Here is a 23839-nt window from a genome sequence, read left to right as displayed (position 1 = left end):
TGGATCACTCCGCCGCGTCGTGATGCAGCCTTGCCTGCATCAGGTCGCGCAATTGTCCGATGGCCGCCTTCTTGATCTGCGACACACGCCCGGTCGTGACATCGAGGATGGCCGCGATCTCGTAGACGTTGAGCTCTTCGACATAGTAGAGTTGCAGCACCAGCGCCGAGCGCTCTGGCAGCTCTTCCAGCGCGCTTTGCAGCAGCGCCTTGAGCTGGATATGTTCCACCTCATCCTCTGGCGAAGTGCCATGATCGCTGAACAGCAGCGAGTGGTCGGTATAAACCTCGTCGAGCGACTGAAGCTGATTGGTCTGAAAGCGGCTCTCCCAATCCTGGAATTCTTCGGTCGTAAGCTCGAGCGATTTGGCCAGTTCCGGCACTTCGGGTTCGCGCCCCAGCTGCTGCGACAGCTTGCGGCGGGTGGCCTCGATTTTCTGGCGCATGGTGATCGAGTTGCGGCATAGGTTCGAATTGCGGCGCAGATGGTCGATGATCGAACCGCGAATGCGGATCGCTGCATAAGCTGCAAAGCTGACCCCGTCACAGACCGAATAGCGCTGTGAGGCGTCGATCAGACCCAGATAGCCCGCCTGCAACAGATCGTCGATTTCGATGAAACGGCCAACGCGACCATGAAAATGCCAGGCCAGCCGTTGCACCAGCGGCATGTGCTGTTCGACCAGACGGGCCGGGTTGGGCTGTTGTTCGGCATAGGCTTGGGGGGCAATCATGACCGGGACTCCGCATCGGGGCCGTGGTGGCGAAAGAGCGTGGGCTGTGACAGGTCGGTTTGGTCATCGACGGTCGCGGCTTCGGTCGCGGTGTCGTCCTCGATGACGCGCAACCCATCGACCAGCCGGTCGTTTGACGCGCACCAGAGCGGCACGAGACCCACAGACCGCAACGCCGCCACATCTGTGGTGGCGTCGGGCATGTCCTCGCAGCCCGACAGGATCGCGGATATGGTCCGCTCTGCCCAACGGTGCTGAAGTGCGGCGATGCGCTCGGGGCGCAGGCCGCCGGGCACGACCAGCGCGGCGCGGGCCTCTGGCAGGCTCAGTGCGGATTCGGCCAATGTTGCGCCGTCGCTGCCCCGCCCCGAGATTACGACGATCTGGATCGTGCCCGGCTTGGGCGCGGCGAGGGTATCGGGTGTGTCAAACAGGGTTGTCATACCCAGCAGATGCGATTTCTGTGCCAAGACGGCGCCGTCACCATGCGATCCGGTGCCACAAAAGCAGAATTCTACTGTGACGCCCGGTGTGCGGGTGAGGCGCATCAGGGCCAGTTGCAGAGCGATCTGCGATTTGCCCGCACCGACCTGCCCGACAAGGACGATCCGTGGCGTCGAGAGGAGACGGTCGCGCAGGATCAGAGGATCAGGCAGGCTCGGTGCCGGTGTTTCAGGCACGGTCTCTGCCTCTGGCTCTGGCTCAGCCTCAGCCGCAGGATCTGCCTCTGCTTCTGTCTCTGTCTCTACCTCTGCCTCTGGCTCTGGCTCGGGCGTCTGGATGTCCGGAATATCACCTTCGGGCGTCTCGGGGGCAGGGGCGGCGACCTTGGCCTCGCTCAGGATGCGATCAAAGGGGTTCGGGGCCTGGGCATTCAGAAAGCTGGGCAGGCGCGCCGCAGGCGCCGTCAGCGCCGGTGCCGGCGGCACGATCGGGTCAATCGGATCATCCACCACCACGTCAACGCGCTGAGACGTGGGCACAGCCCGCAGACGCGGCGCGGGGTGCGGGATGCTTTCCGGAGAGTCATTGCTGGCGACGATCACAACCTGCCCGTCGACCAGGTCATTGGACAAGATCAGGGCGTCCGGTCCGAGGCGGCGTTGCACCTGTTCCAACGCGGTTACGCTGTCTCGTGCGCGAAAGGTCATCGTGCTCATCGGTCACATCCTCAGTTGGACGGTTTGGGCGGGGTGGGTCTGGCACCGCCAATGGAGGCCGCGATTTCGACGCGGCGGTTGTCGGGCAGTTCGGAGACAGCCATCACGATGGCATCGACGCCATGGGTGCGCAGAAAGGCAGCAAAGGCACGCCGTAGCGCGGCGGAAACCACCACGACCGCCTGGCGGCCCTGACCGGCCAGCGTTTCCTGCGCCTCGTTCAATTGGCCAAGAATCTGGCGCGTCAGCCCCTGTTCCACGATCAGCCCCGCGGTGTCGTGCTGCGAGCGGGTCAGCAGGTCTTCGAGATCGGGGGCAAGCGTGATCAGATGCAGGCTTTCCTTGAGCGGCGCGATCTGTTGGAGCAGTTGCGGGGCGAGGGCCGGGCGAAGCGCCTCGGCCATGTCCTGCGGTTCACTGAGGCGCGCGGACATACCCGCCAGATCCTCTAGAATGCGCGGCAGGTCGGCAATCGGCATGCGCTCACGCAAGAGCGCGCGCAACACGGCGGTCAGCACATGCAGCGGCACCAGCTTCGGCACCACGGATTCCACCAATGTCGGGGCGGATCGTTCGAGATTGTCCAAGAGCCCCTGCACGTCATCCGCGCCCAGAAGGTCGGCGGCATGGGCATAGAGCATCTGGCTCAGATGGGTGGCGACCACAGAGGCGGGTTCGACCACGACGTAATCATCCGCTTCGGCCTCGGTCTGTTGATGTGGCTGGATCCACACGGCATCCATGCCAAAGGACGGGTCCTTGACCTCGATGCCGCGCAATTTGCGGGTGGTGCCGCCGCCGGGCAGCGCCAGCTTGCGGTCGGGATAGGCCATGTCTTCGGCCACGATGGCCTGACGGATGCGGATGCGATAGCTGTTGGCCGGCAGACCCATATCGTCGCGGATACGCACGCCGGGAATGACAAAGCCCATCGCGGTCGAGACCTCGCGTCGGATGCCGGTGATGCGCGAGACCAGCGCGCCGCCTGAGCCCTCTTCGATCAGAGGAATAAGGCCAAAGCCGATCTGGATGGTGATGGGCGCATAATCCGTGACATCCTCGGCGGTGATGGCGCCACTGGTGTCGGGGCGCGCGCCCGGCTGGCTGGCACCCGCGCCGCCAGGGGCCGGCAGGGCGGCCCGACGCGGCGCTTGGCCAGGGGCTGGGGCTTCGGCGGTTTCGCCGGGGGCGGGCTGTTTGCGGGTGGCCCAGGCCACCCCGCCCGCCGCCATGGCCGCTAGGATAAAGAGCAGGTTGGGCATGCCCGGAATAAGGCCGATGATGGCCATGACCGCCGCCACCGGCAGCCATGCCCGGTGCATGCCGATCTGGCTTCCGATATGGCCGGTCATGTCCTTGGCCGAGGCCACGCGCGTCACGATCACCGCCGTGGCGATGGAGAGCAAAAGCGAGGGGATCTGCGCCACGAGACCATCGCCGATGGACAAAAGCACATAGGTTTCCGCCGCTTGTCCCAGCGAGAGCCCGTATTGCGAAGTGCCAATGACGATGCCGCCCAGAATGTTGGCGGCAAGAATGAGGATACCGGCGATGGCATCGCCTTTGACGAATTTCGAGGCACCATCCATGGCCCCGTAGAAATCCGCCTCTTCGCCCACTTCGGCGCGGCGGGCGCGGGCCTGTTCAGGGGTGAGGATCCCGGCGTTGAGATCGGCGTCAATCGCCATCTGCTTGCCCGGCATGGCATCGAGCGTAAAGCGGGCCGAGACCTCGGACACGCGACCCGCGCCCTTGGTGATGACCATGAGGTTGATGATGACGAGGATGACAAAGACCACCAGACCCACGGCGAAATTGCCCGCGATCACGAAATTGCCGAAGGCTTCGATCACCTTGCCAGCAGCACCGCTGCCCTCGTGTCCCGAGGTCAGCACGATCCGGGTCGAGGCCACGTTGAGCGCGAGGCGGAACACGGTGGCAATCAGCAGCACCGAGGGAAAGGACGAGAAATCCAGAGGCCGATAGCTGTAGAGCGCGACCATCAGCACCAGAAGCGACAGTAGGATGTTGAACACAAAGAAAATGTCGAGCAGCGCCAGGGGCAGCGGCAGCACCATCATCGCCACAACGGCGAGGATGCCCACAGGCAGCAGACCAGCTCCGAGTTGCGGGCGGTAAGAGGCACGGCTCAGCGCGGCCATAGGGTATCCCTTGTGTTGCGTCGCATCAGGGGAATGGGTGCAAATCGCGTGCCAATTTTCGGGTGTAAGGGCGTGGGACGATCCATGGCGCGGGGCTGGCACGGGCCTTGCAGGTCTGGCGCTGAAAACCGCGCCTGTCCGGCCCCGTCGAAAGAGGTTCCCATGCTATCCAGATTGCTTCGTCCCGTCCTTCTGCCCTTGGCACTGATGCCGCTTGGTGCCTGCATGTCGCCCGGCCGGGCGGTGGATGCCCTGCCAGCTGATGCCAGCCCCCGAACCGAGGCCGTCGCCCAGCTGCGGGATGATCTGTCAGGATTCCCCGTGCCTGCCGCCGTCAGCGCGCCCGAGATCGTGCAATTCACCGGGCTTGGCCTGTCGCAGGTCTCGACCCAACCGGGGGCCTCGATCAACGAGCGCCGCCTGATGGCGATCCGCGCCGCGCGACTCGAGGCGATCCGTGATCTGACCGAGCAGATCCACGGTATCCGCATCAATTCCGAAAGCACGCTGCACGATCAGGTGCTGCGCAGCGACGCGGTGCGCGCGGTGGTCGCCGGAGAGATCCGGGGCGCACGTACGCTGCGGATCACGCCCAAGGGCGACGACTCCTTTGAGGTGGTTCTGGCGCTGGATCCCGATACGGTCCGTTACATCCTGCGCGCCGTGCGCCAGCGGGGATAGGTCATGTGGGGGCATGTTTTCAGACCGCAATTCTGGCTTCTGGTCCTGTTGAGCAGTCTCATTTGCGCGGCGGTCGGGGCCAAAGAGGCAACGCTATGGGTTGAGGCCGAGGGGCGGGCCTATGTCGCCTCTGCCGCCGATCAGGACGCCGCGCGCCGCCGTGCCATCGGCGAGGCGCTGGTCTCCGCCGCGCTGGCCGGTGGTGCCAGCCTGCGTGGCCATACTGCGATGGACAAGGGGCGGATCACCGCCGATCTGACCATCCTGCGGCCTACCGGGCGCGTTCTGACCCATCGTGTTCTGTCCGCCCAGTTGCGGGACGGGCAATGGCTCGTGCGCCTGGCAGCCGAGGTCGGGCCGATGCCGGTCGGGGCTTGTGCCGCGCGCCGGCGCATGACCGTCAGCGCCACGCCGCCGCAAATCCGCGTCACACCAGAGGCCTCCGCCTGGGCTGAACCCCTGGCGCAGGGGCTGGCGCGCGATCTGATGGAGGTGCTGCGCGCCCATCCTGACACCGATCTTGAACGTATCGCACCCGTTTCTGCCGCGCCTGTGGCGACGGCGCTGGATTACACCGCGCTGACCCGCGGACAATCGCTGCCCGCGCCGGGCGACCACCGCATGAGCCAGAGCATCACCGTGGACCGGCAGGGCAAGGTGCTGCGCCTGACACTGGAGCTGTCCCTCAGCGGTCAGGACGGCAGCCGCGTCACGCGCCGCTTCGCGCGCGAGGCGGCAGTGCCGCGCGGCGGGTTCGCAGGCTATGCCACCGGCCAAAACCGCAGCCGCGCCGAGGCGGATCTGACGGCCGGTCTCCTGCAAGAGGTGCGCGCCATGCTCGACGGTCTGGCCTGTCAGCCCGCCGAGGCGCGTCTGGCGCTGGGTGCCGACGGGCTGAGCGTGCCCTTGGGGCGGCGGCATGGGTTGACGCGGGCGAGCCTTGCCTTCGTGGATGATCCCAATGACGGCTTTGGCCTGTTGGAAGTGATCACGCTCGACAATCGCCGTACCAAGCTACGCCCGCTTGATCCCACGCGCACCCCGGCCAGCTTCAACGGGTTGCGGGTCTATTTCGTCGAGGCGGGGCTGTGATCCGGGGCAGTGTCGCCATGCTTCTGCTCTGTCTCGTGCCGCAACACGTGGCGGCGCTCGATGGGCAGGCCGTGCAGGCGCGGATCGTGCAGGCGCTGGCCGACGCCGGGCAGGGCGGCGCACCTGTCGTTGCGGCCAACCGCCCCTATCCGCCCTGCGCGGAACCTCTCGACGTCACCCCGCATCAGGGCGGTTGGCAGGCTGTGCAAGTGAGCTGCGCCGGGCCGGGCAGCTGGCACCGCGTGATCCGCATCGAAGGCGGTGCCGCCGCGCCGCGCGTGCCGGGAGCCCCCTGGGATCAGCCGCAACGCCCGGCACTGGTGCTGGCCGAGAGCCTGCCGCGTGGCACCATTCTTGAGGCCGCACATCTGCGCGAGGCGCCGATTGGCGCGCGGGCAAGTGGCGATCTGATCGTTTCCCTGGAAACGGCCATTGGCCGGCGTCTCAAGACCAACCTCGGGGCCGGTCAGCCGCTCTTGGCGCGGCATCTCGACCATGACTGGCACGTCACGGACGGCGGGCCGGTCACGATTGTCACCGTTCTGGGCGGAATCCGGATCGAGGCGGCGGGCGTCGCGCTCGAGCCCGGCCAGATAGGGCAGGATATCCGCGTGTCCAACGCGGGCAGCGGCGAAGTGGTGCATGTCACGGTGACGGGCCGCAACAAAGTCACGGTGCGTCCTAACATTCGGTGAAGGCCTGCCGTTTTTCACTCCAAGAACAGCGTCCCAATGACGCCTCACCGGAGAGATCAGATGGTCGATTCAGTCAATTCTTCCCACGCCGCGCGACCGCGGCTCATGCCGGTCTCGACCGAAGGCGCGCCGGGCGGTGCCGCTGGTGCCAAGGCTCACAAGCCGGTCAGCGCGGTGGATTCCGTGAAACTCAGCTCCTCGGCTTCGGTCGGGGTGATCGACAAGATGGTCGAACAGGGCCCGCCCTTTGACGCAGAGCGCGTCTCGCGGATCAAGGAGGCTGTCGCGAACGGCAACTATCCTGTGGATGCCAAGCGCATCGCAGATAGCATTTTTCAAGACTACAGCGCGATGACGCGCTGAGACGAGGCAGAGCATGACCTACTTTGAAATTACCCTCTACGCGCTCGCAGTACTTTGCATGATCACGCTGCCGCTGCTGCTGGCGGTATCGGTTCGTATCGCAAAGACCCTGGCGCATCTGAGCGGTCAGATGCTGCATCTGAGTGATGCAGAAATTGACCAGATCGCGCGCCGTCTGGGTCACAAGCTGGGCCTGAGCGAAGAGGCCTCGCTGGTGAGCATCGCCGACCGCATGGATGAAATGCGCCGCGACTTCGATTGGCTGGTCAGTGACCGGATGATCGAACAGGCGATCGACATGGCCCGCTTTGGCCAGAAGGCCGACAGCATCGCCCGCAACACCGGCATCAGCGCGTCGGAACTGGAAGCGATCCGCAAGCTGCGCAAACACTGACACGGCGCATAAACGCAACAGGAAACGCCCCGGCCCAACCGCCGGGGCGTTTTCGTATCTGCGATCAGCCCGCCAACCCGTCGAACTTGCGCGCGAGTTTCACGTCAAGACTGCTGAGGCCGTCGACGTCATGTGTGGTCAGCGTGACCTCTACCTTGGAGTAGACGTTGAACCATTCCGGGTGATGGTTCCATTTTTCCGCCCAGATCGCGGCGCGGGTCATGAAACCCATGGCCTCTGGAAAATCGGCGAACTTGTAGGTCTTGGTGATGGCATCGCGCCCCTCGACCATGGTCCAGCCGTTCTCCAGCAGCGGGGCCAGCGTGGTCTTTCGGGCGGTGTCGCTGAGTTTTTCGCTCATTCGTGATCCTCTTCTGGTGTCTTGCGAAACGGCCCATAGCTGGTGAGAATTTCGATATCCTCGTCAACGGCGGCACGCTCGGCCTTGAGATACTGCGCGACCGCCTCGGCAAAGCCCGGATCGCGCAGCCAATGCAGCGAATGTGTGGCCACGGGCAGATAACCGCGCGCCAGCTTGTGTTCGCCCTGCGCGCCAGCCTCTACCCTTTGCAGCCCCGCTTCAATCGCAAACTCGATCGCCCGGTAATAGCAGAGTTCGAAATGCAAACAGGGGTGATCCTCGATACAGCCCCAATACCGGCCATAAAGCGCCGACGCGCCGATCAGGTTCATGGCCCCCGCCACGGGCCGTCCCCCCCGCAGCGCAAGGATGAGCAGGATGTCATCGCGCAGCGTGTCATGCGCGCGGTTGAAAAACGCGCGGGTCAGATAGGGCGTGCCCCATTTGCGCGCGCCGGTGTCCTGGTAAAAGGCCCAGACCGCATCCCAGTGTTCAGGCTGTATCTGATCCCCGGTGAGGGTGACAATCTCGCCGCCGAATTCCGCTGCGCGGGTGCGTTCCTTGCGGATCGCCTTGCGTTTGCGTGACGACAGGTCGGCCAGAAAGCCATCGAAATCGGCATAGCCGCGATTGACCCAGTGATATTGCTGGGTGCGCCGGGGCATGAGGCCAAGGGCGGCCCCCGCCTCTGCCTCTTCCCCGGTGCAAAAGGTGATATGCAGCGACGAGAGCCCATTGCGCTGCGCCACATCGCGCGCGCCCTCGACCAGCGCCGCCCGGCCCACAGCCTCGAACCCCGGTCGGGTCAGCAGGCGACGCCCCGTGGCCGGGGTAAAGGGCACGGCGATCTGGAATTTCGGGTAATAGCGCCCGCCCGCCCGCTCATAGGCATGTGCCCAGTTGTGATCAAAGATGTATTCGCCCTGAGAATGGGACTTGAGGTAGAGTGGGGCCACGGCGATGATCTGGCCCTCCTGTTCGGCGCTCAGGTAATGAGCTTGCCAGCCGCTGCCCGTGCCGACCGAGCGGCTGTCCTCCAGCGCCTTGAGAAAACGGTAAGTGGTGAAGGGATCATCGGGGCGGCCCGTGGCGGCCTCGGGGCAGGCGCAGGCATCCCAATCGTCCTGCCCGATGTCGGACAGGCGGTCATGCAGGGTGATCGTGATTTGACCTTGCGTCATTGGCGCTGACGGCCCCTTTTGCCCCGGCGGTTTACTTGGGTCACGCGGCGCGCGGATCAAGCCGGGTGATCGGGTAAATAGCCCTCGAAGGTGATGTTGTCGGCGCGTTTGCGGGCCTCGGCCTCGGCCTCTGGGCTGCGCACGGTCCAGCAGAGGATCGCGGCCCCCTGGGCGCGCAGGGCATCAACGCGCGGGGCGTTCAGATCGTCGATGTCATGGCTGACAAAGCACGCCCCTGTCGCGTCATAATCGGGAATGTCGCGCAGGCGCGCGCGGGTTTCACTGCGCAAGAGCGGCCAATCCTCGGCCGTATAGGCGCAGGTGACGATGCCGCGCGGGGTCTCCGGGGCGAGTTTGGCCATCTGCGCCACCATGTCCGGGTTGAAGGACATGACCGCCACGGGGCCAGCATAGCCTGCAAGGGCTGCGGCGGTGGCGGCCTCGAGCGTGCCACAGCTTGCGCCCATCTGCCCCTGCTGATCCTTGAGTTCGATCAAGAGCGGCACGCGGCCTGCGACAAGGGTCAGGATGGTGGGCAGGTCGGGTATCCCCTCATCGCCCCCCAGAAGCGGGATCTGCGCGAGGTCCGCGGCATCGCGCTGCCGCACCGCGCCCTTTTCCGGGGTGAGACGGCCAAGGTCATAGTCGTGAAACACCATCGCCCGGTTGTCACGGCTGAGTTGCAGGTCAATCTCGATCCCGTAGCCTGCCGCGATGGCCGCCGCGATGCCCGCGCGCGAATTCTCGGGGCGACCCTGCGCCTTGTCATGCAGGCCACGATGGGCCAGCGGGATACGGCGAAAACCGTCGGGCAGGGCGCTCATTTGATCTGAAATACCCCGTCGATCTCCACCGCAACTCCAAAGGGCAGCGAGGGAGAGGAGACTGCGGCGCGGGCGTGTTTGCCGGCGTCGCCCAAGGCCTCGCCGATGAAATCCGAAGCCCCGTTGATCACGGCGGGTTGCTGGGTGAAATCAGCGGTCGAATTGACGAACCCGGTCAGTTTCACCACCCGCACCAGCCGGTCGAGATCGCCGCCGCAGGCTGCCTTGACCTGCGCAAGCAGGGCAATCGCGCAGGCGCGGGCGGCCTTGGCCCCATCGGCCACGTCCAGATCAGCGCCCAGTTTGCCGGTCAAGAGCGTGTCGCCCTCCTTGGCAATTTGGCCCGAGACAAAGAGCATGTCGCCGGCCAGCACATAGGGCACGTAATTGGCCGCAGGGGCCGGAGCCTCGGGTAGGGTGACGCCCATTTCGGCAAGTTTTTTCTCGAACTGGCTCATGTCTCGGTCTCCTGTCTGGATGCTTTGGCGGGACGCTAACCGCAGAGCCGAGGGAAGGAAATCGGAAATTCGACCGGACGTGCGCGAATTGCGCCCAAAGAAAAACCCCCGCCGGTCACGGCGAGGGTCTGGATCTGTTTGGCTGTGGACTTAGCCCAGCGAGGCTGCGCGTACATCCTCGTCGATGAAAGGTACATATTGTGCGAAATTATCTGCGAACATTTGCACCAATTTGGCCGCTTGCACATCATAGGCTGCAGTATCCACCCAGGTGCGGCGCGGGTCGAGCAGCACTTCGGGCACGCCGGGCACCGCCACGGGCACGTCAAAGCCGAAATTCGGGTCCTTGCGGAACTCGACCCCGTTGAGCGATCCATCAAGCGCCGCAGTCAAAAGCGCGCGCGTGGCCTTGATCGGCATCCGCGATCCGGTGCCAAACGCGCCGCCGGTCCAGCCGGTATTGACCAACCAGCAGGTTGCGCCGTGTTTGGCGATCTTTTCCCGCAAAAGATTGCCGTAAACTTCGGGGCGGCGCGGCATGAAGGGGGCACCGAAACAGGTCGAAAACACCGGTTGCGGCTCGGTCACGCCACGTTCCGTCCCTGCCATCTTGGAGGTGAAGCCCGACAGGAAATGATACATCGCCTGCGCCGGAGTCAGCCGCGAAATCGGTGGCAGCACGCCAAAGGCATCGCAGGTCAGCATGATGACATTCTTGGGATGCCCGCCAAGGGCGGTCTCGGATGCGTTCGAGATGTAGTGCAGCGGGTAGGCGCAGCGCATGTTGGGCGTCAGGCTGTCATCCTCGAAATCCAACTCGAGCGTTTCGGGGTCGAACACCATGTTTTCGATGATGGTGCCGAACATGCCGCAGGTGGCATAGATTTCCGGCTCGGCCTCGGCGCTCAGATTGACGGTCTTGGCATAGCAACCGCCTTCGAAATTGAAAGTGCCGCGATCCGACCAGCCGTGTTCGTCGTCACCCAGAAGCGTGCGGTCAGGGTCCGCCGAAAGCGTTGTCTTGCCCGTGCCCGAAAGGCCAAAGAAGATGGCGGTATCGACCGGATTGCCCTGCGCGTGGTTGGCCGAGCAATGCATCGGCATGATGCCTTTTTCCGGCAAGAGATAGTTGAGCAGCGAGAACACCGATTTCTTGTTTTCGCCTGCGTATTCGGTATTGCCCACGAGGATCAGCTTGCGATCGAAATTCATCGCGATCACGGTTTCCGAGCGGCAGTCATGGCGCGCTGGATCGGCCTTGAAGCCGGGGCAATTGATGACGGTGAAATCGGCGGTGAAACTGTCGAGGGCCGCGCGCTCGGGGCGGCGCAGCATGGTCCGGTTGAAAAGGCTGTGCCACGCCAGTTCCGAAATCATCCGCATGTTGATGGAATGAGCGGGGTCAGCACCGCCGATCAGATCCTGAACGAAGACATCGCGTCCCTTGAGATAGGTCAGCATGTCGGCATAGAGCGCCTCGAACCCTTCCGGCGACATTTCGGCGTTGTTTTCCCACCAGATCGTATCGGCGACGCCGTCGGTCTTGACGATATGTTTGTCCTTGGGCGACCGGCCGGTGAATTTGCCTGTGGTCACGAGCAGCGTGCCGCCCTGTCCAAGCGTGCCCTCGCCATTCTTGAGCGCCGCTTCAATCAGCGCCGGTTCGATGAGGTTGTAATGCACCTTGCCCAGCCCGGTGATGCCTTGATCCTCAAGCTGAAACTGCGGGTTCACCCGTCCGATTGTCATAGTGTCAAGCTCCTGTTCGACTGATCCGCGCCTGTTTTGCCGGATCGTTCAGGGCGCCGCCGCTGCGGCGTCGGTCGGGCAACATGCCCGGCTGAGCGGCTCATAGCACGCGGCCTTGGAAAAATAACATGGCAGATTCATAGGGTTAGCGCAACCAGCTGCAGGTTAGCGCAACCAGGTGGATGTTGGCGCAAACATTGAACACCCAGAGCGTGCAAAGTGAGTCAATTTAGCCATTATCAAGATTTTTTTGCGTCAATTGGCCTTGGCGGCCCGGCTGATTCGCAGATTTGAATTGATCAAACAACAGGAAAGAGAGCATAGTGGCACAAAAAATGCAGGCAGACTGAGCAGTAAAAGGAATAGAACTATGTCCAAAATCGCCCTCGTGGACGATGACAGGAATATTCTGACATCCGTATCCATGACTCTCGAAGCCGAAGGCTTTGAGGTAGAAACCTATAATGATGGCCAACAGGCCTTTGACGCCTTCAGCAAGAAATTGCCTGACATGGCCGTGCTCGACATCAAGATGCCGCGCATGGATGGCATGGACCTCTTGCAGCGCCTGCGCCAGAAATCCCAGATGCCCGTGATCTTCCTGACCTCCAAGGATGATGAGATCGACGAGGTTCTGGGCCTGCGCATGGGTGCAGACGACTACGTCAAGAAGCCATTCTCGCAGCGTTTGCTGGTGGAACGTATCCGCGCCCTTCTGCGGCGTCAGGATGCCGCCAACGGGCATGTCGTGGTCGAGACCGAGGAAACCAAGGTGATCGAACGCGGCAATCTGCTGATGGACCCGCTGCGCCATTCGGTCAGCTGGAAAGGGCAGGACGTGTCGCTGACCGTGACCGAATTCCTGCTGCTTCAGGCGCTGGCCAAGCGGCCCGGCTTCGTCAAGAGCCGTGATCAGCTGATGGATGTGGCCTATGACGATCAGGTCTATGTCGATGACCGCACCATCGACAGCCACATCAAGCGGTTGCGCAAGAAGCTGCGCATGGTCGATCCCGAGTTTTCGGCGATCGAGACGCTCTATGGTATCGGGTATCGGTATAACGAAGAATAATGGCTCTGGTCGAGCGGATAGGGGTGCGGAGCGTGCAGCCGCGTAGGGATAACGATCTTGTCCTTGGCGATGATTTTGTCGCACCGGATCGTCTGGACGAAGGAGAGCTGAACGCCCGCCGCGCCAAGCGCGGCTGGTTCAGCTTTCGCGACTCCTCGCTCACCCGCAAGATCATCACCTTCAATCTGATTGCCCTCAACGTGCTGGTTGTCGGTATTCTCTATCTCAACTCGTCGCGCGACAATCTGGCGATGCAGCGCGCCGATAGCCTGCGGGTGCAGGCTGCCCTGATTGCCGACGTGGTCGAGGCGCGCTTGCCCGCGGGCGCGCCGGTCAGCTTTGCCACCGGCGACGGGGTGGATATGGCCGGCACGCTTGCGCATCTTGACGTGCAGATCGGAACCGAGGTCTTGCTGTTTGACCGCACCGGGATGCTCGTCGGGCGCAAGCAGGGGGATACGCAGGGCCAAGGCGGCACCGAGACCCTGCCTGCGACGCCAATGACGGATTTCCTCAGCCGTCTTTGGGAGCAGATTTCGAGCCCGTTTTCCGGCGCGGACAAGACTGCGGTAGGGCACGGCGTCGAGGATGTCGCGCGCGACATGGTCGATCTGGCGGTCGGCGGCGGCGTGCAATTGCGCACCGCTGACACCGCGCAGGGGGCGGTCCTGACCGTGGCTGCCCCGGTCATGCAGGGCGACACGCCCGTCGCGGTGGTGGCGCTGGCCAATGCCAGCGGCGAGATTGACAAACTGGCGCGGGTCGAGCGCGAGCGCGTGCTCCAGATGTTCCTGATTGCGACGCTGGTGTCGGTTGGTCTCAGTCTCATTCTGGCCTCGACCATTTCCAACCCGCTGGCCGATCTGGCGGCGGCGGCGGAAATCGGCAGGGACCGCAACAAGGGCAAGGGGGCCAAGGGCCGCATTCGTATCCCCGACCTGACCGCGCGCCCCGATGAAATCGGCCGGCTGAGTGGCGCCTTGCGCGGCATGGTATCAGCGCTCTATCACCGGATCGACAGCAACGAGCAGTTCGCGGCCGATGTGGCACATGAGATCAAGAACCCGCTGGCCAGCCTGCGCTCGGCGGTGGGCACCATGCGCATCGCCAAGCGCGACGATCAGCGCGAGCGGTTGTTGGAAGTGATCGAACATGACGTGCGCCGCCTGGACCGCCTTGTGAGCGACATTTCGAATGCCTCGCGGCTCGACAGTGAACTGGTCAAGGAAGAGCAAGAGGCGTTCGATCTGCTCAAGATGCTGCAGAACCTTGGGAATTACCTGGGCGAAGAGGCCCAGAGGAACGGGATCGAATTCATCATGGATTTCCCGCCGCAACCCATCGTCATCACCGGGCTGGAGGGGCGCCTGGCGCAAGTCTTTGTCAATCTCATCACCAATGCGATCAGTTTCTGCGAAGAGGGCGACGCGATCCGCGTCTGGGCGCGCAGGCGGGCCAACCGTGTGTTGGTGGTGGTCGAGGATACCGGACCCGGCATTCCCGAACAGGCGCTGGAAAAAGTGTTCCAACGCTTTTATTCGCAGCGGCCAGAGGGCGATTTCGGCAACAACTCCGGACTTGGCCTTGCCATCTCCAAGCAGATCGTCGAGGCGCATGATGGCGTGATCTGGGCCGAAAACATCCGTCCCACCCATGCCGATGCCACCTCTGATCCGCTGGGCGCGCGCTTTGTCGTGGGTCTGCCGGTCTGAGCCGGTGACAAGCCCCCCTGCCTCGGGCGAGATCATCCTGCACGCCACCTGCGTGGCCCATTCGGGGCGCGCGGTGTTGATCCGGGGCGCATCGGGGCGCGGCAAATCCGGCCTTGCGCTCCAGCTTCTGGCGCTTGGCGCGGGGCTGGTCGCCGATGACCGCACCCGGCTCTGGGCCGCGGAGGGGCGTGTCATGGCGGATGCGCCGGAAACCATCCGGGGTCAGATCGAGGCGCGCGGCATGGGGATCCTGAGACTACCCTCCACCGGGCCACAGCCGGTTGCCCTGATCGTCGATCTGGATGCCGAGACGACGGAGCGCATTCCGTCGCTGACCCATGCCGATCTATTGGGGCAGAGCGTGCCGCTTGTAAAAAAAGCGGATCATGCGCATTTTCCGGCGGCGGTCCTGCTATATCTCATCCATGGGACGCTGATCTGAAGGAGTACGCCATGCCGCCCGAGCCTGATACCCGCCCAAGAGCCGGGGAGGCGCGAAATCGCCTTGTTCTGGTGACGGGTCCTTCGGGGGCTGGCCGCAGTACCGCCATTCGCGCGCTTGAGGACATGGGCTATGAGGCGATCGACAACATGCCTCTCTCGCTCTTGCCGCGCCTGTTGGAGGGGCCACAATCCGACAAGCCTCTGGCGCTTGGCATTGACGCGCGCAACCGGGATTTCTCGACCAATGCGCTGACGGGCATGATCGACCAAAGTGACTGGCATCCCGGCCAGCCGCTTCAGGTGCTCTATCTCGACTGTCGCGCTGAAATCCTGCAACGGCGGTTCTCGGAAACCCGGAGGCGGCACCCGCTGGCCCCGGACGAGAGCGCAGAGACCGGAATCGCGCGCGAGTTCGACCTGCTCGCGGCCGTGCGCGCGCGCGCGGACCTGCTGATCGACACATCCGACATGACGCCGCATGACCTGCGCGCCGAGATGGGGCGCTGGTTTGGTCCCGGCGAGGCCGAAAGCCTTGCAGTCTCGGTGCATTCGTTTTCCTACAAGCGCGGCTTGCCACGCGGCCTTGATATGGTGTTCGACTGTCGTTTCCTGCGCAATCCCTATTGGCAGCCGGAGTTGCGCGGCTTGGACGGGCGCGCGCCCGAGGTTGCCGTGCATGTCGCGGGTGATCCGCTTTTCGCGGAATTCCGCCGCCGGGTGACAGAGATGGTCGAACTCCTGCTTCCTGCCTATGAGACCGAGGGCAAGGCCTATCTCTCGATCGGGTTTGGCTGTACCGGTGGGCAACATCGCAGCGTGGCCATGGCAGAAACTTTGGGTGCGACCCTTGCGAAAGACGGCTGGCAAGTGTCAATAAGGCATCGGGAGCTGGAGCGGCGCAGTGGGGCAGTGGCCCCCGGCCACACCCACGACGTCTTAGGAGTGACGCAGTCTTGATCGGAATCGTGATCGTGGCACATGGCGGGCTGGCCAATGAGTATCTCAGGGCCGTCGAGCATGTGGTAGGCGCCCAGACCGGCGTGATGGCGATTTCCATCGAGAGCGACGATGATCGCGCCGCGAAGCAGGACGAGATCTGTGTCGCCGCCGATGCGGTCGATACCGGCGGCGGTGTCGTGCTCGTGACCGATATCTTTGGCGGGTCGCCCTCGAACCTGTCGCTGCGGGCCTGCCGCCCGAATGACCGCCGCATTATCTATGGGGCCAACCTGCCCATGCTCATCAAGCTTGCCAAGAGTCGGCATTTGCCGCTACCCGACGCGGTGCGCGCGGCGCTCGAGGCGGGGCGCAAATATATCGACAGCCATAATGTTTCGGAAGAGTGAGGAGGCGACCGTGAGCATGGACAAGGTGACGCGCCGGATGGAAATCGTGAACGAGAAGGGGCTGCATGCGAGGGCCGCGGCGAAACTGGTTGAAGTGGTCGAGGGTTTTGATGCCCGCGCCGAGGTGTCTTGCAATGGGCAATCCGCCTCTGGCGACAGTATTATGGGGCTTTTGATGTTGGCAGCGGCCAAAGGAACCACTATTGACGTCGAAATCGTCGGGCCGGACGCAACCCCACTGGCCGAGGCGGTTGCAGCACTGGTTGCGGACAGATTTGGCGAGAGCATGTAGGCGCGCAGGATCTAGCCGTCGCGACATGACCGGGACAGGAACAAAGCAGTGAACACCAAGCCGCAGCCAGAGTCCGGCACAGAGACGGGCGATACGGTTCTCTTCACCAAGTACGACCGCCGCAGCCTGACTTATGCCAACAGTTTCGACGACGGTCTGACATCGTTCATCATTCGCCTGATGGAGTGGATGACCGGCAAGATCACCATCCTGCGCATGATCCGAAAGTTCGAGAAGCGTGGCGCGCCGACCGGTCAGGCGTTCTGGCGCGCGGCCTTGGATACCATGGGCATTCCGCTCCTGACCCCGGATGAACAGGTGGCGCATATCCCGCTCGACGGGCCGGTGGTGGTTGTGGCCAACCATCCGCATGGTCTTGTGGACGGGATGATCCTTGCGGATCTGATCGGACGGCGGCGCAGTGATTACAAGATCCTGACGCGCGCGTTGCTCACGGGAATTGACGAAGTGGCCGCCTCGTACATGATTTCCGTACCCTTTCCGCATGAACCCGACGCGCAGCGCAAGTCGGTCGAGATGCGTGCCAAGGCGATGGCGCATCTCAAGGAGGGCGGGGTGATCAGCGTGTTCCCCTCAGGCGTCGTGGCCTCGAGCGATACGATGTTCGGGCCGGTGATCGAGCGGGAATGGAACGTCTTTACAGCGCAGATGATCCGCCGGTCGGGCGCGCGTGTCGTGCCGATCTATTTCCCCGGTGCCAATTCACGCTGGTATCAGATGGCCAACCGGATTTCGGCGACGATGCGCCAGGGGCTCTTGCTGCATGAAGTCGTCAGAAGCTGCAACCATCCGCAGAAACCGGTGGTGGGCGCGCCGATCAGCGACGAACGCATGGCGATGCTGGAAAGCGATCCGCGCGGCTTCATGGAATGGCTGCGCGCGCACACGCTCTCGTTGGGCAAGACCGGCAAGTAACGCTCAGCCGCTCAGCGCGTCGGCACGGCAACTTCACCGCGATAATCATAGAACCCGCGCCCGGTCTTGCGGCCAAGCCACCCCGCTTCGACATATTTCGTCAAGAGCGGGCAGGGGCGGTACTTGGTATCCGCCAACCCGTCGTGCAACACGTTCATGATCGCCAGACAGGTATCCAGCCCGATGAAATCCGCCAGTTCCAGCGGCCCCATCGGATGATTGGCCCCAAGCTTCAGGGACTCGTCGATGGATTTGACGTTTCCGACCCCTTCATAAAGCGTATAGACCGCCTCGTTGATCATCGGCATCAGGATACGGTTGACGATGAAAGCCGGGAAGTCCTCGGCCGAGGCGGCGGTCTTGCCCAGTTTTTCGACCACGGCGAGGCAGGCGTTATAGGTTTCCTTGTCAGTGGCGATGCCACGGATCAATTCGACCAGTTGCATCACCGGCACGGGGTTCATGAAATGGAACCCCATGAACTTCTCGGGCCGGTCGGTGCGGCTGGCCAGTCGCGTGATAGAGATCGACGAGGTGTTCGAGGTCAGGATCGTGTGCGGTTCCAGATGCGGCAAGAGCTCGTCGAAGATTGCCTGTTTCACGGCCTCACGCTCGGTCGCGGCCTCGATCACCAGATCGGTCTTGCCCAGATCGGTGAGCGTCTGCGTGGTCACGATCCGGGCCATGGCCGAGTCCATGTTCTCTTGCGTGATCTTGCCCCGGCTGACCTGACGCTCCATGTTCTTGCGGATTGCGGCCATGGCACGATCCAGCGCCTCGGCGCTTATGTCGTTGAGCAGCACGTCATACCCTGCCAGAGCCATGACATGCGCAATGCCATTGCCCATCTGGCCCGCGCCAACCACACCGATTCTCGTGATGTCCATCCGCCCGATCCCTGTCTGAATGCTGCAGCAGCATAGGCCGCGGCGGGCGCAGGCCGCAAGGGCATGAGACAGGTAAAATAATCCGCGAATTGGCCGTTTAGCGATTTAGCAAGAGGAATCGTCCACCCTTTCCACGGGTGAGTAGATCAAGGTGGGTGACATGGGATTTGAACGCGTGGGGCACAGGCCCCTGGACTATCGGCCTGTCCGTTATGACGGGTCCAAGCTGGTGTTTCGCGGGCCGCAGCGTCGATTGACAGGCGATTTCGTGGCCTGTGTCGGCGGCACGGAAACCTACGGCACCTTCATCGACCGCCCCTATCCCGATCTGATGGAGCGGTCCCTTGCGCTTCCGTGTGTCAATTTCGGGTGGCCCAATGCCGGTGTCGATGCCTTTCTCAAGGATGAGGGGCTGCTTGACATAGTATCGCGCGCACGCGCCGTCGTGTTGCAGGTGCCCGGGGCGATGAACCTCTGCAATCCCTTCTACCGCGTGCATCCGCGTCGCAATGACCGCTTTCTTGAGGCGACACAGCGCTTGCGGCGTCTTTATCCCGAGGTCGATTTCACGGAATTCCACTTCACCCGCCATATGATGCGGCGGCTGGAGGATGTTTCGCCTGACCGGTTTGCCGTGCTGCGCGAGGGCCTGCAAGAGGCCTGGGTCGGGGCCATGCAGGCGCTCTTGGAACAGATCGAGCCGCCGGTTGTCCTGATGTGGTTCTCGCGGCATTTGCCGGGCCTCGGGCATGAGGCGGCGGGTATTGCGGATGATCCGGCCTATGTCAGCCGCGCCATGCTGCGCGCGGTGGGCGCACGCGCGGCGCGGGTGGTCGAAGTGGTGATCAGCCCCGAGGCTTGCGCTCAGGGGACGCGCGGTATGCGCTTTGACCCGATGCAAGAGGCGGTCGCTGCCGATCTGCCCGGATTGCTCGCCCATTCCGAGGCGGCGCGGGCGCTGTCGCCTGTTCTGGAAAACCTCCTGGCCAATTAAAAAACCCGCGTCGGTTAGGACGCGGGTTTGTTTGGTTCTGCTTGACCTCAGAGTTTCTCGGTCAGTTCCGGCAGGGCGGTGAAAAGGTCCGCCACGAGGCCATAATCGGCCACCTGGAAGATCGGCGCTTCTTCGTCCTTGTTGATGGCGACGATGATCTTGCTGTCTTTCATGCCCGCGAGATGCTGGATCGCGCCCGAAATGCCCACGGCGACATAAAGGTTGGGGGCGACCACCTTGCCGGTCTGGCCGACCTGCCAGTCGTTCGGCGCATAGCCCGAGTCGACGGCGGCGCGGCTGGCACCCACAGCGGCACCCAGCTTGTCCGCGAGTTTCTCGATCAACGCGAAATCGTCCTTGGACCCGACACCGCGCCCGCCCGACACGACGACACCTGCCGATGTCAGTTCGGGGCGATCGGAGGCCGCAACCTTGTCCTCGATCCATTCCGAGAGGCCCGGGTTGGCCACGGCCGAGATCGTCTCGACTGGGGCTGCCGCCTGTTCGCCCGCCGCGTCAAAGGTCGAGGTACGGAAGGACACGACCTTCTTCGCATCGCGCGATTTCACGGTCTGGATGGCGTTACCGGCATAGATCGGGCGCTCGAACGTATCGGCATCGACCACGCCCGAGGCGTCGGAGATGACCATCACGTCGAGAAGGGCCGCCACACGCGGCAGCACGTTCTTGGCATCCGTGGTGGCAGGGGCGACGATATGGCTGTAGTCGCCCGCGAGGCTGACGATCAGCGCTGCGGTCGGTTCGGCCAAGCGGTGCCCGAGCGAGGCATCCTCGGCCACCAGCACCTTTTTGACGCCGGCGATTTTCGCAGCGGCGGCCCCTGCGGCAGCAGCCGAAGCGCCACAGCACAGGGCGGTCACATCGCCCAGTTTGGCGGCTGCCGTCACCGCCTTGGCGGTGGCGTCCAGCGCGAGTTCCCCATCGGTGACTTCGGCGAGAAGAAGAACGGACATCATACGGCTCCCACTTCCTTGAGTTTCGCAACCAGCTCGTCCACCGAGCCGAGGATCACACCGGCCGCGCGGCTTGCGGGCTCGGATGTGCCTGTGATTTCCAGCCGGGGCGTGACATCGACGCCGTAATCGGCGGCGGTCTTCTCATCCAGCGGCTTTTTCTTGGCCTTCATGATATTGGGCAGCGACGCATAGCGCGGCTCGTTGAGGCGCAGGTCCACCGTGACGATGGTGGGCGTCTTGACCTTGATGGTCTGCAAGCCGCCATCCACCTCGCGGGTGACGAGCGCGTGGTCGCCCTCGACGTCGAGTTTGGAGGCAAAGGTTGCCTGCGACCAGCCCAGAAGTGCCGAGAGCATCTGGCCCGTCGCATTCATGTCATTGTCGATCGCCTGCTTGCCGCAGAGCACGAGGCCGGGCTGCTCTTCCTCGACGATCTTGGCGAGGATCTTTGCCACGCTCAGCGGCTCGACGTCCTGATGCACGTCATCCGCGGCCACGACGAGGATGGCGCGGTCCGCGCCCATCGCCAACGCCGTGCGCAAGGTCTCCTGCGCCTGTTTCACGCCAATGGACACCGCGATCACTTCGCTCGCCTTGCCCGCCTCCTTGAGGCGAATCGCCTCTTCGACGGCAATCTCGTCAAACGGGTTCATCGACATCTTCACATTCGCAAGATCGACACCGCTCCCGTCCGCCTTGACACGAACCTTCACGTTATAGTCGATCACACGTTTGACAGGTACGAGCACCTTCATTGGCATGGTCTCCCTTAATGGTGGTGGGGGGCGTAGCGCCCCCCGGATAAGCTCTCCAGCGCGTTGATACCGGCTCTGCCGCGCGGGAAACAGGGCAAAATCGTCACGTTAGCGTCTGGCGACGTCGCGTTTCAGGTTTTCAGCGCAAGAATGTTGCCAGAGTATTTCAGCGGTTCGCGCCGGGAACCCACAAAACATCCGCTTTGCCACTGTCATTGGCCATGCGGGATGCCACGAAAAACCAATCGCTCAGGCGGTTCAGATACTTGAGCGCCGCTTCGTTGACATTCTCCAGCGCCGACAATTCCACCGTCAGCCGCTCGGCCCGTCGCGATACGGTGCGGCAAAGATGAAGATGGGCGGCCAGAGGCGATCCGCCGGGCAGGATGAAACTGCGCAAGGGTTCCAGATGCTTGTTCATCGCGTCAATTTCTGCTTCCAGCCGGTCCACCTGGCTGGAGGACATGCGCAGCGGCGGGTATTCGGCATCGGCGTCCCGCTCCATATCCGGGCGGCAGAGGTCGGCCCCAAGGTCGAAGAGGTCATTCTGGATGCGTGCCAGCGCATCGTCCGTCTCATCCTTGGCATAAAGGCGCGCGAGACCCACGGTCGCGTTGACCTCATCCACCGTGCCGTAGGCGGTGACGCGGGCCGAATGTTTCGCCACGCGCGTGCCATTGCCGAGCGCGGTTTCCCCGGCATCGCCGGTGCGCGTGTAAATTCTGTTGAGAACGACCATGGATTATCCTCCCTGCCTGCGGAAATAGACGAAAATCAGGATTAGGATGATCGCCACGAATTGCGCGATCAACCGCCATTGCATGTATTTGTTCGAACGCTTCGCATTCTCCACCCCCTCTTTGCCAAAGGTGGAAATGCCCCGGATCAGGATCAGCGCAACCGTTATACAGCCCACGGCGACGAGGATGAAAAGCGGATCTTGCAGCATGGAGCGTCCTTTCGGGTTTGGCTTTGGGGCACATCTAGGCGGCACGGCGGGAAAAGCGAAAGGGAAAATATGACGCGCCCCCCGCGCCCGTCAGCCTTTGGAGATGACCCAATCCAGCATGCGGGTCGGCAAGAGGCGGCGCAGCGTGCCCATGAGGTAGGTGGGCGTGGTCACGTAATAGCGTGCCTGCGGGCGGGGCGATTCGATGGCGTGGATCAGTCTTTTCGTCACCGCCTCGGGGGGCAGTTCGAATGTGTCCTTGGAATAGGGACCATAGAGGCGCGGACGCAGTTTGTCGCGATACTCGTCGGCGCGATGCGCGTTTTCCCAGTCGATCCAGCGCTCGAAAGGCGCGCGTGCATTCTCGCGGATCTTGGTGGTCACGGGGCCGGGTTCGATCAGGCTGACATGGATGCCGGTGCCGCGCATTTCGAGGCGTAGCGTGTCTGTCAGCCCCTCGAGGGCGAATTTCGTGCTCACATATGCGCCGCGCCAGCCAATCGCCACCAGCCCCAGCACGGACGAGCATTGCACGATGCGCCCATGCCCCTGCGCGCGCATGGCCGGGATCACCTGCCGCGTCAGATCTTGCCAGCCAAAGACATTGCTCTCGAAAATCTCACGCAGCGCGCCGCGCGGCAGGTCCTCGACCAGCCCCGGACAGGCATAGGCCCCGTTGTTGAATAGCGCATCGAGCCGCCCTCCGGTAGCAGCCAGCACCTCGGCCACGCCCTGTTGGATGCTGGCCTCGTCGGCGTAATCAATGCGCGGGCTCTCGAACCCTTCGGCGCGCAGGCGCTCGCAATCCGCCTCTTTGCGGCAGGCGGCAAAGACCCGCCAACCGCGCGCGCGCAACCCAAGCGCCGCGTCATAGCCGATTCCCGAAGAACAGCCAGTAATCAGGATGGAGCGTTCTGTCATGCCCGACCTTGTGGCGCGTGGCACGGCGCGATGCAAGTCCTAGTCGGCGGCCAGCGTCAGCAGGGTTTCCGCCATCCAGCCAATGCGCCCCGTTTCGACCACCCGCAGCTTGATCCAGCCTTCGCCGGGGTCGTTGAGCACGATCACTTCGGTGCCGCGCTTGAGGCTGGCGATGCGGCCAAAGCCTGTGCCGGGTCCGGTGCGCAGATTGACCGAATTGCCGGATACCTGGCGCATGTCGAGGGCAGGGGCCAGCGTTTCGCCCTCCAGCACGGCCTCTTGCACGGGCATTGCAACTTCGGGCGTGTCGGGAATGACCGCTGGCGTGGTGACGCGCGCGGTGGGCAGGCTCATGGCAATGGGGGCGGGTTTGACATCCTCCTCCGCCGAGGCCAGCGTCACCACCACCTTCTCTCCCATGGTCAGGCCCAGATCATGTAGTGAGGTGATGGTGCGCGTGACCTCCGCATCATGCCGCGGGGCGCCATTCCGAGCCAGTTCGATCACGTTCACCCGCAAGGGCCGCGCCACGGGCCGCTGATTGTCAAGCAGGGCGCGCGCCTGAATGGAATTGGCCGAAGGTCGATAGTCGGACCCGCCGCTCAATTCATAAAAAGACCATCCCAGAAAAGCAAAGCTCACGATAATAAAGCGCCACATTGCGCATCCCCCCAGTACCACACGATAAAATCAAATGCTTG

At 63.3% G+C, this 23839-nt stretch carries 28 protein-coding genes; 13 read left to right on the top strand and 15 right to left on the bottom strand.

Annotated elements, in window-relative coordinates; genetic code table 11:
* Window positions 1–4: 4 nt before the first annotated feature.
* Genes MVC20_RS07750 through flhA form a run of 3 tightly spaced genes read right to left on the bottom strand, consistent with a single transcriptional unit; the run spans window position 5 to window position 4055 of the window.
* Entirely contained in the window at window positions 5–733 is a 729-nt protein-coding gene (locus tag MVC20_RS07750; RefSeq protein WP_297540045.1) for a FliA/WhiG family RNA polymerase sigma factor, read from the bottom strand.
* Window positions 730–1893 (bottom strand): hypothetical protein, encoded by a 1164-nt coding sequence (locus tag MVC20_RS07745; RefSeq protein WP_297540043.1) that lies wholly within the window; start codon window positions 1891–1893, stop codon window positions 730–732. The genes MVC20_RS07750 and MVC20_RS07745 overlap by 4 nt, the downstream gene beginning before the upstream one ends.
* 11 nt (window positions 1894–1904) lie before the next feature.
* A complete protein-coding gene (gene flhA / locus MVC20_RS07740) occupies window positions 1905–4055 on the bottom strand; it encodes a flagellar biosynthesis protein FlhA (protein WP_297540041.1) in 2151 nt (716 codons plus the stop codon).
* A gap of 162 nt (window positions 4056–4217) precedes the next feature.
* Between flhA and MVC20_RS07735 the strand changes: the two genes are divergently transcribed.
* The 5 genes from MVC20_RS07735 to MVC20_RS07715 are packed head-to-tail and all read left to right on the top strand — an operon-like array spanning window position 4218 to window position 7280.
* Window positions 4218–4736 (top strand): LPP20 family lipoprotein, encoded by a 519-nt coding sequence (locus tag MVC20_RS07735; protein ID WP_297540039.1) that lies wholly within the window; start codon window positions 4218–4220, stop codon window positions 4734–4736.
* A gap of 3 nt (window positions 4737–4739) precedes the next feature.
* On the top strand, window positions 4740–5828 hold the full coding sequence (locus MVC20_RS07730; protein ID WP_297540038.1) for a flagellar assembly protein T N-terminal domain-containing protein: 1089 nt from the start codon (window positions 4740–4742) through the stop codon (window positions 5826–5828).
* A gap of 17 nt (window positions 5829–5845) precedes the next feature.
* Window positions 5846–6523 (top strand): flagellar basal body P-ring formation chaperone FlgA, encoded by a 678-nt coding sequence (gene flgA, locus MVC20_RS07725; protein ID WP_297540036.1) that lies wholly within the window; start codon window positions 5846–5848, stop codon window positions 6521–6523.
* Window positions 6524–6583: 60 nt separating this feature from the next.
* Entirely contained in the window at window positions 6584–6886 is a 303-nt protein-coding gene (gene flgM, locus MVC20_RS07720) for a flagellar biosynthesis anti-sigma factor FlgM (protein WP_037273846.1), read from the top strand.
* A 13-nt stretch (window positions 6887–6899) separates the two neighbouring features.
* Window positions 6900–7280 carry a hypothetical protein gene (locus MVC20_RS07715; protein WP_297540033.1) on the top strand — a complete coding sequence of 127 codons (381 nt, stop codon included), beginning with the start codon at window positions 6900–6902 and terminating at the stop codon, window positions 7278–7280.
* Window positions 7281–7344: 64 nt separating this feature from the next.
* Here MVC20_RS07715 and MVC20_RS07710 read toward each other — a convergent pair whose 3' ends face one another.
* The 5 genes from MVC20_RS07710 to MVC20_RS07690 form a co-directional block, all read right to left on the bottom strand.
* Complete coding sequence (locus MVC20_RS07710; RefSeq protein ID WP_297540031.1) at window positions 7345–7641, bottom strand: 4a-hydroxytetrahydrobiopterin dehydratase; 297 nt, start codon at window positions 7639–7641, stop codon at window positions 7345–7347.
* On the bottom strand, window positions 7638–8822 hold the full coding sequence (locus tag MVC20_RS07705) for a GNAT family N-acetyltransferase (RefSeq protein ID WP_297540029.1): 1185 nt from the start codon (window positions 8820–8822) through the stop codon (window positions 7638–7640). The genes MVC20_RS07710 and MVC20_RS07705 overlap by 4 nt, the downstream gene beginning before the upstream one ends.
* Before the next feature lie 56 nt (window positions 8823–8878).
* Complete coding sequence (locus tag MVC20_RS07700) at window positions 8879–9646, bottom strand: glycerophosphodiester phosphodiesterase family protein (RefSeq protein ID WP_297540027.1); 768 nt, start codon at window positions 9644–9646, stop codon at window positions 8879–8881.
* The gene (locus MVC20_RS07695; RefSeq protein WP_297540025.1) at window positions 9643–10104 is read right to left on the bottom strand and encodes a RidA family protein; all 462 of its coding nucleotides are present in this window, start codon (window positions 10102–10104) and stop codon (window positions 9643–9645) included. The genes MVC20_RS07700 and MVC20_RS07695 overlap by 4 nt, the downstream gene beginning before the upstream one ends.
* A gap of 150 nt (window positions 10105–10254) precedes the next feature.
* On the bottom strand, window positions 10255–11853 hold the full coding sequence (locus MVC20_RS07690) for a phosphoenolpyruvate carboxykinase (protein WP_297540023.1): 1599 nt from the start codon (window positions 11851–11853) through the stop codon (window positions 10255–10257).
* 370 nt (window positions 11854–12223) lie between these two features.
* Between MVC20_RS07690 and MVC20_RS07685 the strand changes: the two genes are divergently transcribed.
* From MVC20_RS07685 to MVC20_RS07655, 7 genes are read left to right on the top strand one after another with little or no spacing between them, the layout of a single operon-like run.
* On the top strand, window positions 12224–12925 hold the full coding sequence (locus tag MVC20_RS07685; protein ID WP_037273860.1) for a response regulator transcription factor: 702 nt from the start codon (window positions 12224–12226) through the stop codon (window positions 12923–12925).
* A complete protein-coding gene (locus MVC20_RS07680; protein ID WP_297540021.1) occupies window positions 12925–14637 on the top strand; it encodes a sensor histidine kinase in 1713 nt (570 codons plus the stop codon). The genes MVC20_RS07685 and MVC20_RS07680 overlap by 1 nt, the downstream gene beginning before the upstream one ends.
* A 4-nt stretch (window positions 14638–14641) precedes the next feature.
* A complete protein-coding gene (locus tag MVC20_RS07675; protein ID WP_297540018.1) occupies window positions 14642–15079 on the top strand; it encodes a serine kinase in 438 nt (145 codons plus the stop codon).
* A gap of 11 nt (window positions 15080–15090) precedes the next feature.
* Complete coding sequence (rapZ, locus tag MVC20_RS07670; protein ID WP_297540016.1) at window positions 15091–16038, top strand: RNase adapter RapZ; 948 nt, start codon at window positions 15091–15093, stop codon at window positions 16036–16038.
* Window positions 16035–16427, top strand: coding sequence for a PTS fructose transporter subunit IIA (locus MVC20_RS07665; protein WP_297540014.1), 393 nt, complete (start codon window positions 16035–16037; stop codon window positions 16425–16427). The genes rapZ and MVC20_RS07665 overlap by 4 nt, the downstream gene beginning before the upstream one ends.
* A 16-nt stretch (window positions 16428–16443) precedes the next feature.
* A complete protein-coding gene (locus MVC20_RS07660) occupies window positions 16444–16719 on the top strand; it encodes an HPr family phosphocarrier protein (RefSeq protein WP_037273870.1) in 276 nt (91 codons plus the stop codon).
* Between the two features lie 48 nt (window positions 16720–16767).
* Window positions 16768–17655 carry a lysophospholipid acyltransferase family protein gene (locus MVC20_RS07655; RefSeq protein ID WP_297540012.1) on the top strand — a complete coding sequence of 296 codons (888 nt, stop codon included), beginning with the start codon at window positions 16768–16770 and terminating at the stop codon, window positions 17653–17655.
* 11 nt (window positions 17656–17666) lie between these two features.
* Here MVC20_RS07655 and MVC20_RS07650 read toward each other — a convergent pair whose 3' ends face one another.
* Entirely contained in the window at window positions 17667–18542 is an 876-nt protein-coding gene (locus MVC20_RS07650; RefSeq protein WP_297540010.1) for a 3-hydroxybutyryl-CoA dehydrogenase, read from the bottom strand.
* Window positions 18543–18702: 160 nt separating this feature from the next.
* Here MVC20_RS07650 and MVC20_RS07645 point away from each other — a divergent pair, with 160 nt between their 5' ends.
* Window positions 18703–19536 carry a DUF6473 family protein gene (locus MVC20_RS07645; RefSeq protein ID WP_297540008.1) on the top strand — a complete coding sequence of 278 codons (834 nt, stop codon included), beginning with the start codon at window positions 18703–18705 and terminating at the stop codon, window positions 19534–19536.
* A gap of 47 nt (window positions 19537–19583) precedes the next feature.
* Here the strand turns inward: MVC20_RS07645 and MVC20_RS07640 are convergent, their stop codons facing one another.
* The 6 genes from MVC20_RS07640 to MVC20_RS07615 all read right to left on the bottom strand — a co-directional run bounded on the left by MVC20_RS07640 (window position 19584) and on the right by MVC20_RS07615 (window position 23798).
* Window positions 19584–20510, bottom strand: coding sequence for an FAD-binding protein (locus tag MVC20_RS07640; RefSeq protein WP_297540006.1), 927 nt, complete (start codon window positions 20508–20510; stop codon window positions 19584–19586).
* Complete coding sequence (locus MVC20_RS07635) at window positions 20510–21268, bottom strand: electron transfer flavoprotein subunit beta/FixA family protein (RefSeq protein WP_037273879.1); 759 nt, start codon at window positions 21266–21268, stop codon at window positions 20510–20512. The genes MVC20_RS07640 and MVC20_RS07635 overlap by 1 nt, the downstream gene beginning before the upstream one ends.
* 166 nt (window positions 21269–21434) lie before the next feature.
* Window positions 21435–22007 (bottom strand): cob(I)yrinic acid a,c-diamide adenosyltransferase, encoded by a 573-nt coding sequence (locus tag MVC20_RS07630; RefSeq protein ID WP_037273881.1) that lies wholly within the window; start codon window positions 22005–22007, stop codon window positions 21435–21437.
* A 3-nt stretch (window positions 22008–22010) separates the two neighbouring features.
* A complete protein-coding gene (locus MVC20_RS07625) occupies window positions 22011–22217 on the bottom strand; it encodes a twin transmembrane helix small protein (protein WP_297540003.1) in 207 nt (68 codons plus the stop codon).
* A 90-nt stretch (window positions 22218–22307) separates the two neighbouring features.
* Window positions 22308–23138, bottom strand: coding sequence for an SDR family NAD(P)-dependent oxidoreductase (locus MVC20_RS07620; protein WP_297540001.1), 831 nt, complete (start codon window positions 23136–23138; stop codon window positions 22308–22310).
* Window positions 23139–23177: 39 nt separating this feature from the next.
* Window positions 23178–23798 (bottom strand): SH3 domain-containing protein, encoded by a 621-nt coding sequence (locus MVC20_RS07615; RefSeq protein ID WP_297539999.1) that lies wholly within the window; start codon window positions 23796–23798, stop codon window positions 23178–23180.
* Window positions 23799–23839: the final 41 nt, after the last annotated feature.

It is taken from the genome of Roseovarius sp., from assembly GCF_027019125.1.
Classification (GTDB): Bacteria; Pseudomonadota; Alphaproteobacteria; order Rhodobacterales; family Rhodobacteraceae; genus Roseovarius.
The sequence above is the reverse complement of the archived record's forward strand: the minus strand, read 5'-3'. Positions and strand labels throughout refer to the sequence as shown.

Bases quoted from the DNA above. Each gene is read 5' to 3' on its own strand.
- MVC20_RS07650 (WP_297540010.1), bottom strand. From the start codon at position 18,542: ATGGACATCACGAGAATCGGTGTGGTTGGCGCGGGCCAGATGGGCAAT.
- MVC20_RS07705 (WP_297540029.1), bottom strand. From the start codon at position 8,822: ATGACGCAAGGTCAAATCACGATCACCCTGCATGACCGCCTGTCCGAC.
- MVC20_RS07630 (WP_037273881.1), bottom strand. From the start codon at position 22,007: ATGGTCGTTCTCAACAGAATTTACACGCGCACCGGCGATGCCGGGGAA.
- MVC20_RS07625 (WP_297540003.1), bottom strand. From the start codon at position 22,217: ATGCTGCAAGATCCGCTTTTCATCCTCGTCGCCGTGGGCTGTATAACG.
- MVC20_RS07695 (WP_297540025.1), bottom strand. From the start codon at position 10,104: ATGAGCCAGTTCGAGAAAAAACTTGCCGAAATGGGCGTCACCCTACCC.
- MVC20_RS07735 (WP_297540039.1), top strand. From the start codon at position 4,218: ATGCTATCCAGATTGCTTCGTCCCGTCCTTCTGCCCTTGGCACTGATG.
- MVC20_RS07620 (WP_297540001.1), bottom strand. From the start codon at position 23,138: ATGACAGAACGCTCCATCCTGATTACTGGCTGTTCTTCGGGAATCGGC.
- flgA (WP_297540036.1), top strand. From the start codon at position 5,846: ATGCTTCTGCTCTGTCTCGTGCCGCAACACGTGGCGGCGCTCGATGGG.
- MVC20_RS07685 (WP_037273860.1), top strand. From the start codon at position 12,224: ATGTCCAAAATCGCCCTCGTGGACGATGACAGGAATATTCTGACATCC.
- MVC20_RS07640 (WP_297540006.1), bottom strand. From the start codon at position 20,510: ATGTCCGTTCTTCTTCTCGCCGAAGTCACCGATGGGGAACTCGCGCTG.
- rapZ (WP_297540016.1), top strand. From the start codon at position 15,091: ATGCCGCCCGAGCCTGATACCCGCCCAAGAGCCGGGGAGGCGCGAAAT.
- MVC20_RS07745 (WP_297540043.1), bottom strand. From the start codon at position 1,893: ATGAGCACGATGACCTTTCGCGCACGAGACAGCGTAACCGCGTTGGAA.
- MVC20_RS07660 (WP_037273870.1), top strand. From the start codon at position 16,444: ATGGACAAGGTGACGCGCCGGATGGAAATCGTGAACGAGAAGGGGCTG.
- MVC20_RS07635 (WP_037273879.1), bottom strand. From the start codon at position 21,268: ATGAAGGTGCTCGTACCTGTCAAACGTGTGATCGACTATAACGTGAAG.
- flgM (WP_037273846.1), top strand. From the start codon at position 6,584: ATGGTCGATTCAGTCAATTCTTCCCACGCCGCGCGACCGCGGCTCATG.
- MVC20_RS07615 (WP_297539999.1), bottom strand. From the start codon at position 23,798: ATGTGGCGCTTTATTATCGTGAGCTTTGCTTTTCTGGGATGGTCTTTT.
- MVC20_RS07645 (WP_297540008.1), top strand. From the start codon at position 18,703: ATGGGATTTGAACGCGTGGGGCACAGGCCCCTGGACTATCGGCCTGTC.
- MVC20_RS07710 (WP_297540031.1), bottom strand. From the start codon at position 7,641: ATGAGCGAAAAACTCAGCGACACCGCCCGAAAGACCACGCTGGCCCCG.
- MVC20_RS07700 (WP_297540027.1), bottom strand. From the start codon at position 9,646: ATGAGCGCCCTGCCCGACGGTTTTCGCCGTATCCCGCTGGCCCATCGT.
- MVC20_RS07680 (WP_297540021.1), top strand. From the start codon at position 12,925: ATGGCTCTGGTCGAGCGGATAGGGGTGCGGAGCGTGCAGCCGCGTAGG.
- MVC20_RS07690 (WP_297540023.1), bottom strand. From the start codon at position 11,853: ATGACAATCGGACGGGTGAACCCGCAGTTTCAGCTTGAGGATCAAGGC.
- MVC20_RS07730 (WP_297540038.1), top strand. From the start codon at position 4,740: ATGTGGGGGCATGTTTTCAGACCGCAATTCTGGCTTCTGGTCCTGTTG.
- MVC20_RS07750 (WP_297540045.1), bottom strand. From the start codon at position 733: ATGATTGCCCCCCAAGCCTATGCCGAACAACAGCCCAACCCGGCCCGT.
- flhA (WP_297540041.1), bottom strand. From the start codon at position 4,055: ATGGCCGCGCTGAGCCGTGCCTCTTACCGCCCGCAACTCGGAGCTGGT.
- MVC20_RS07715 (WP_297540033.1), top strand. From the start codon at position 6,900: ATGACCTACTTTGAAATTACCCTCTACGCGCTCGCAGTACTTTGCATG.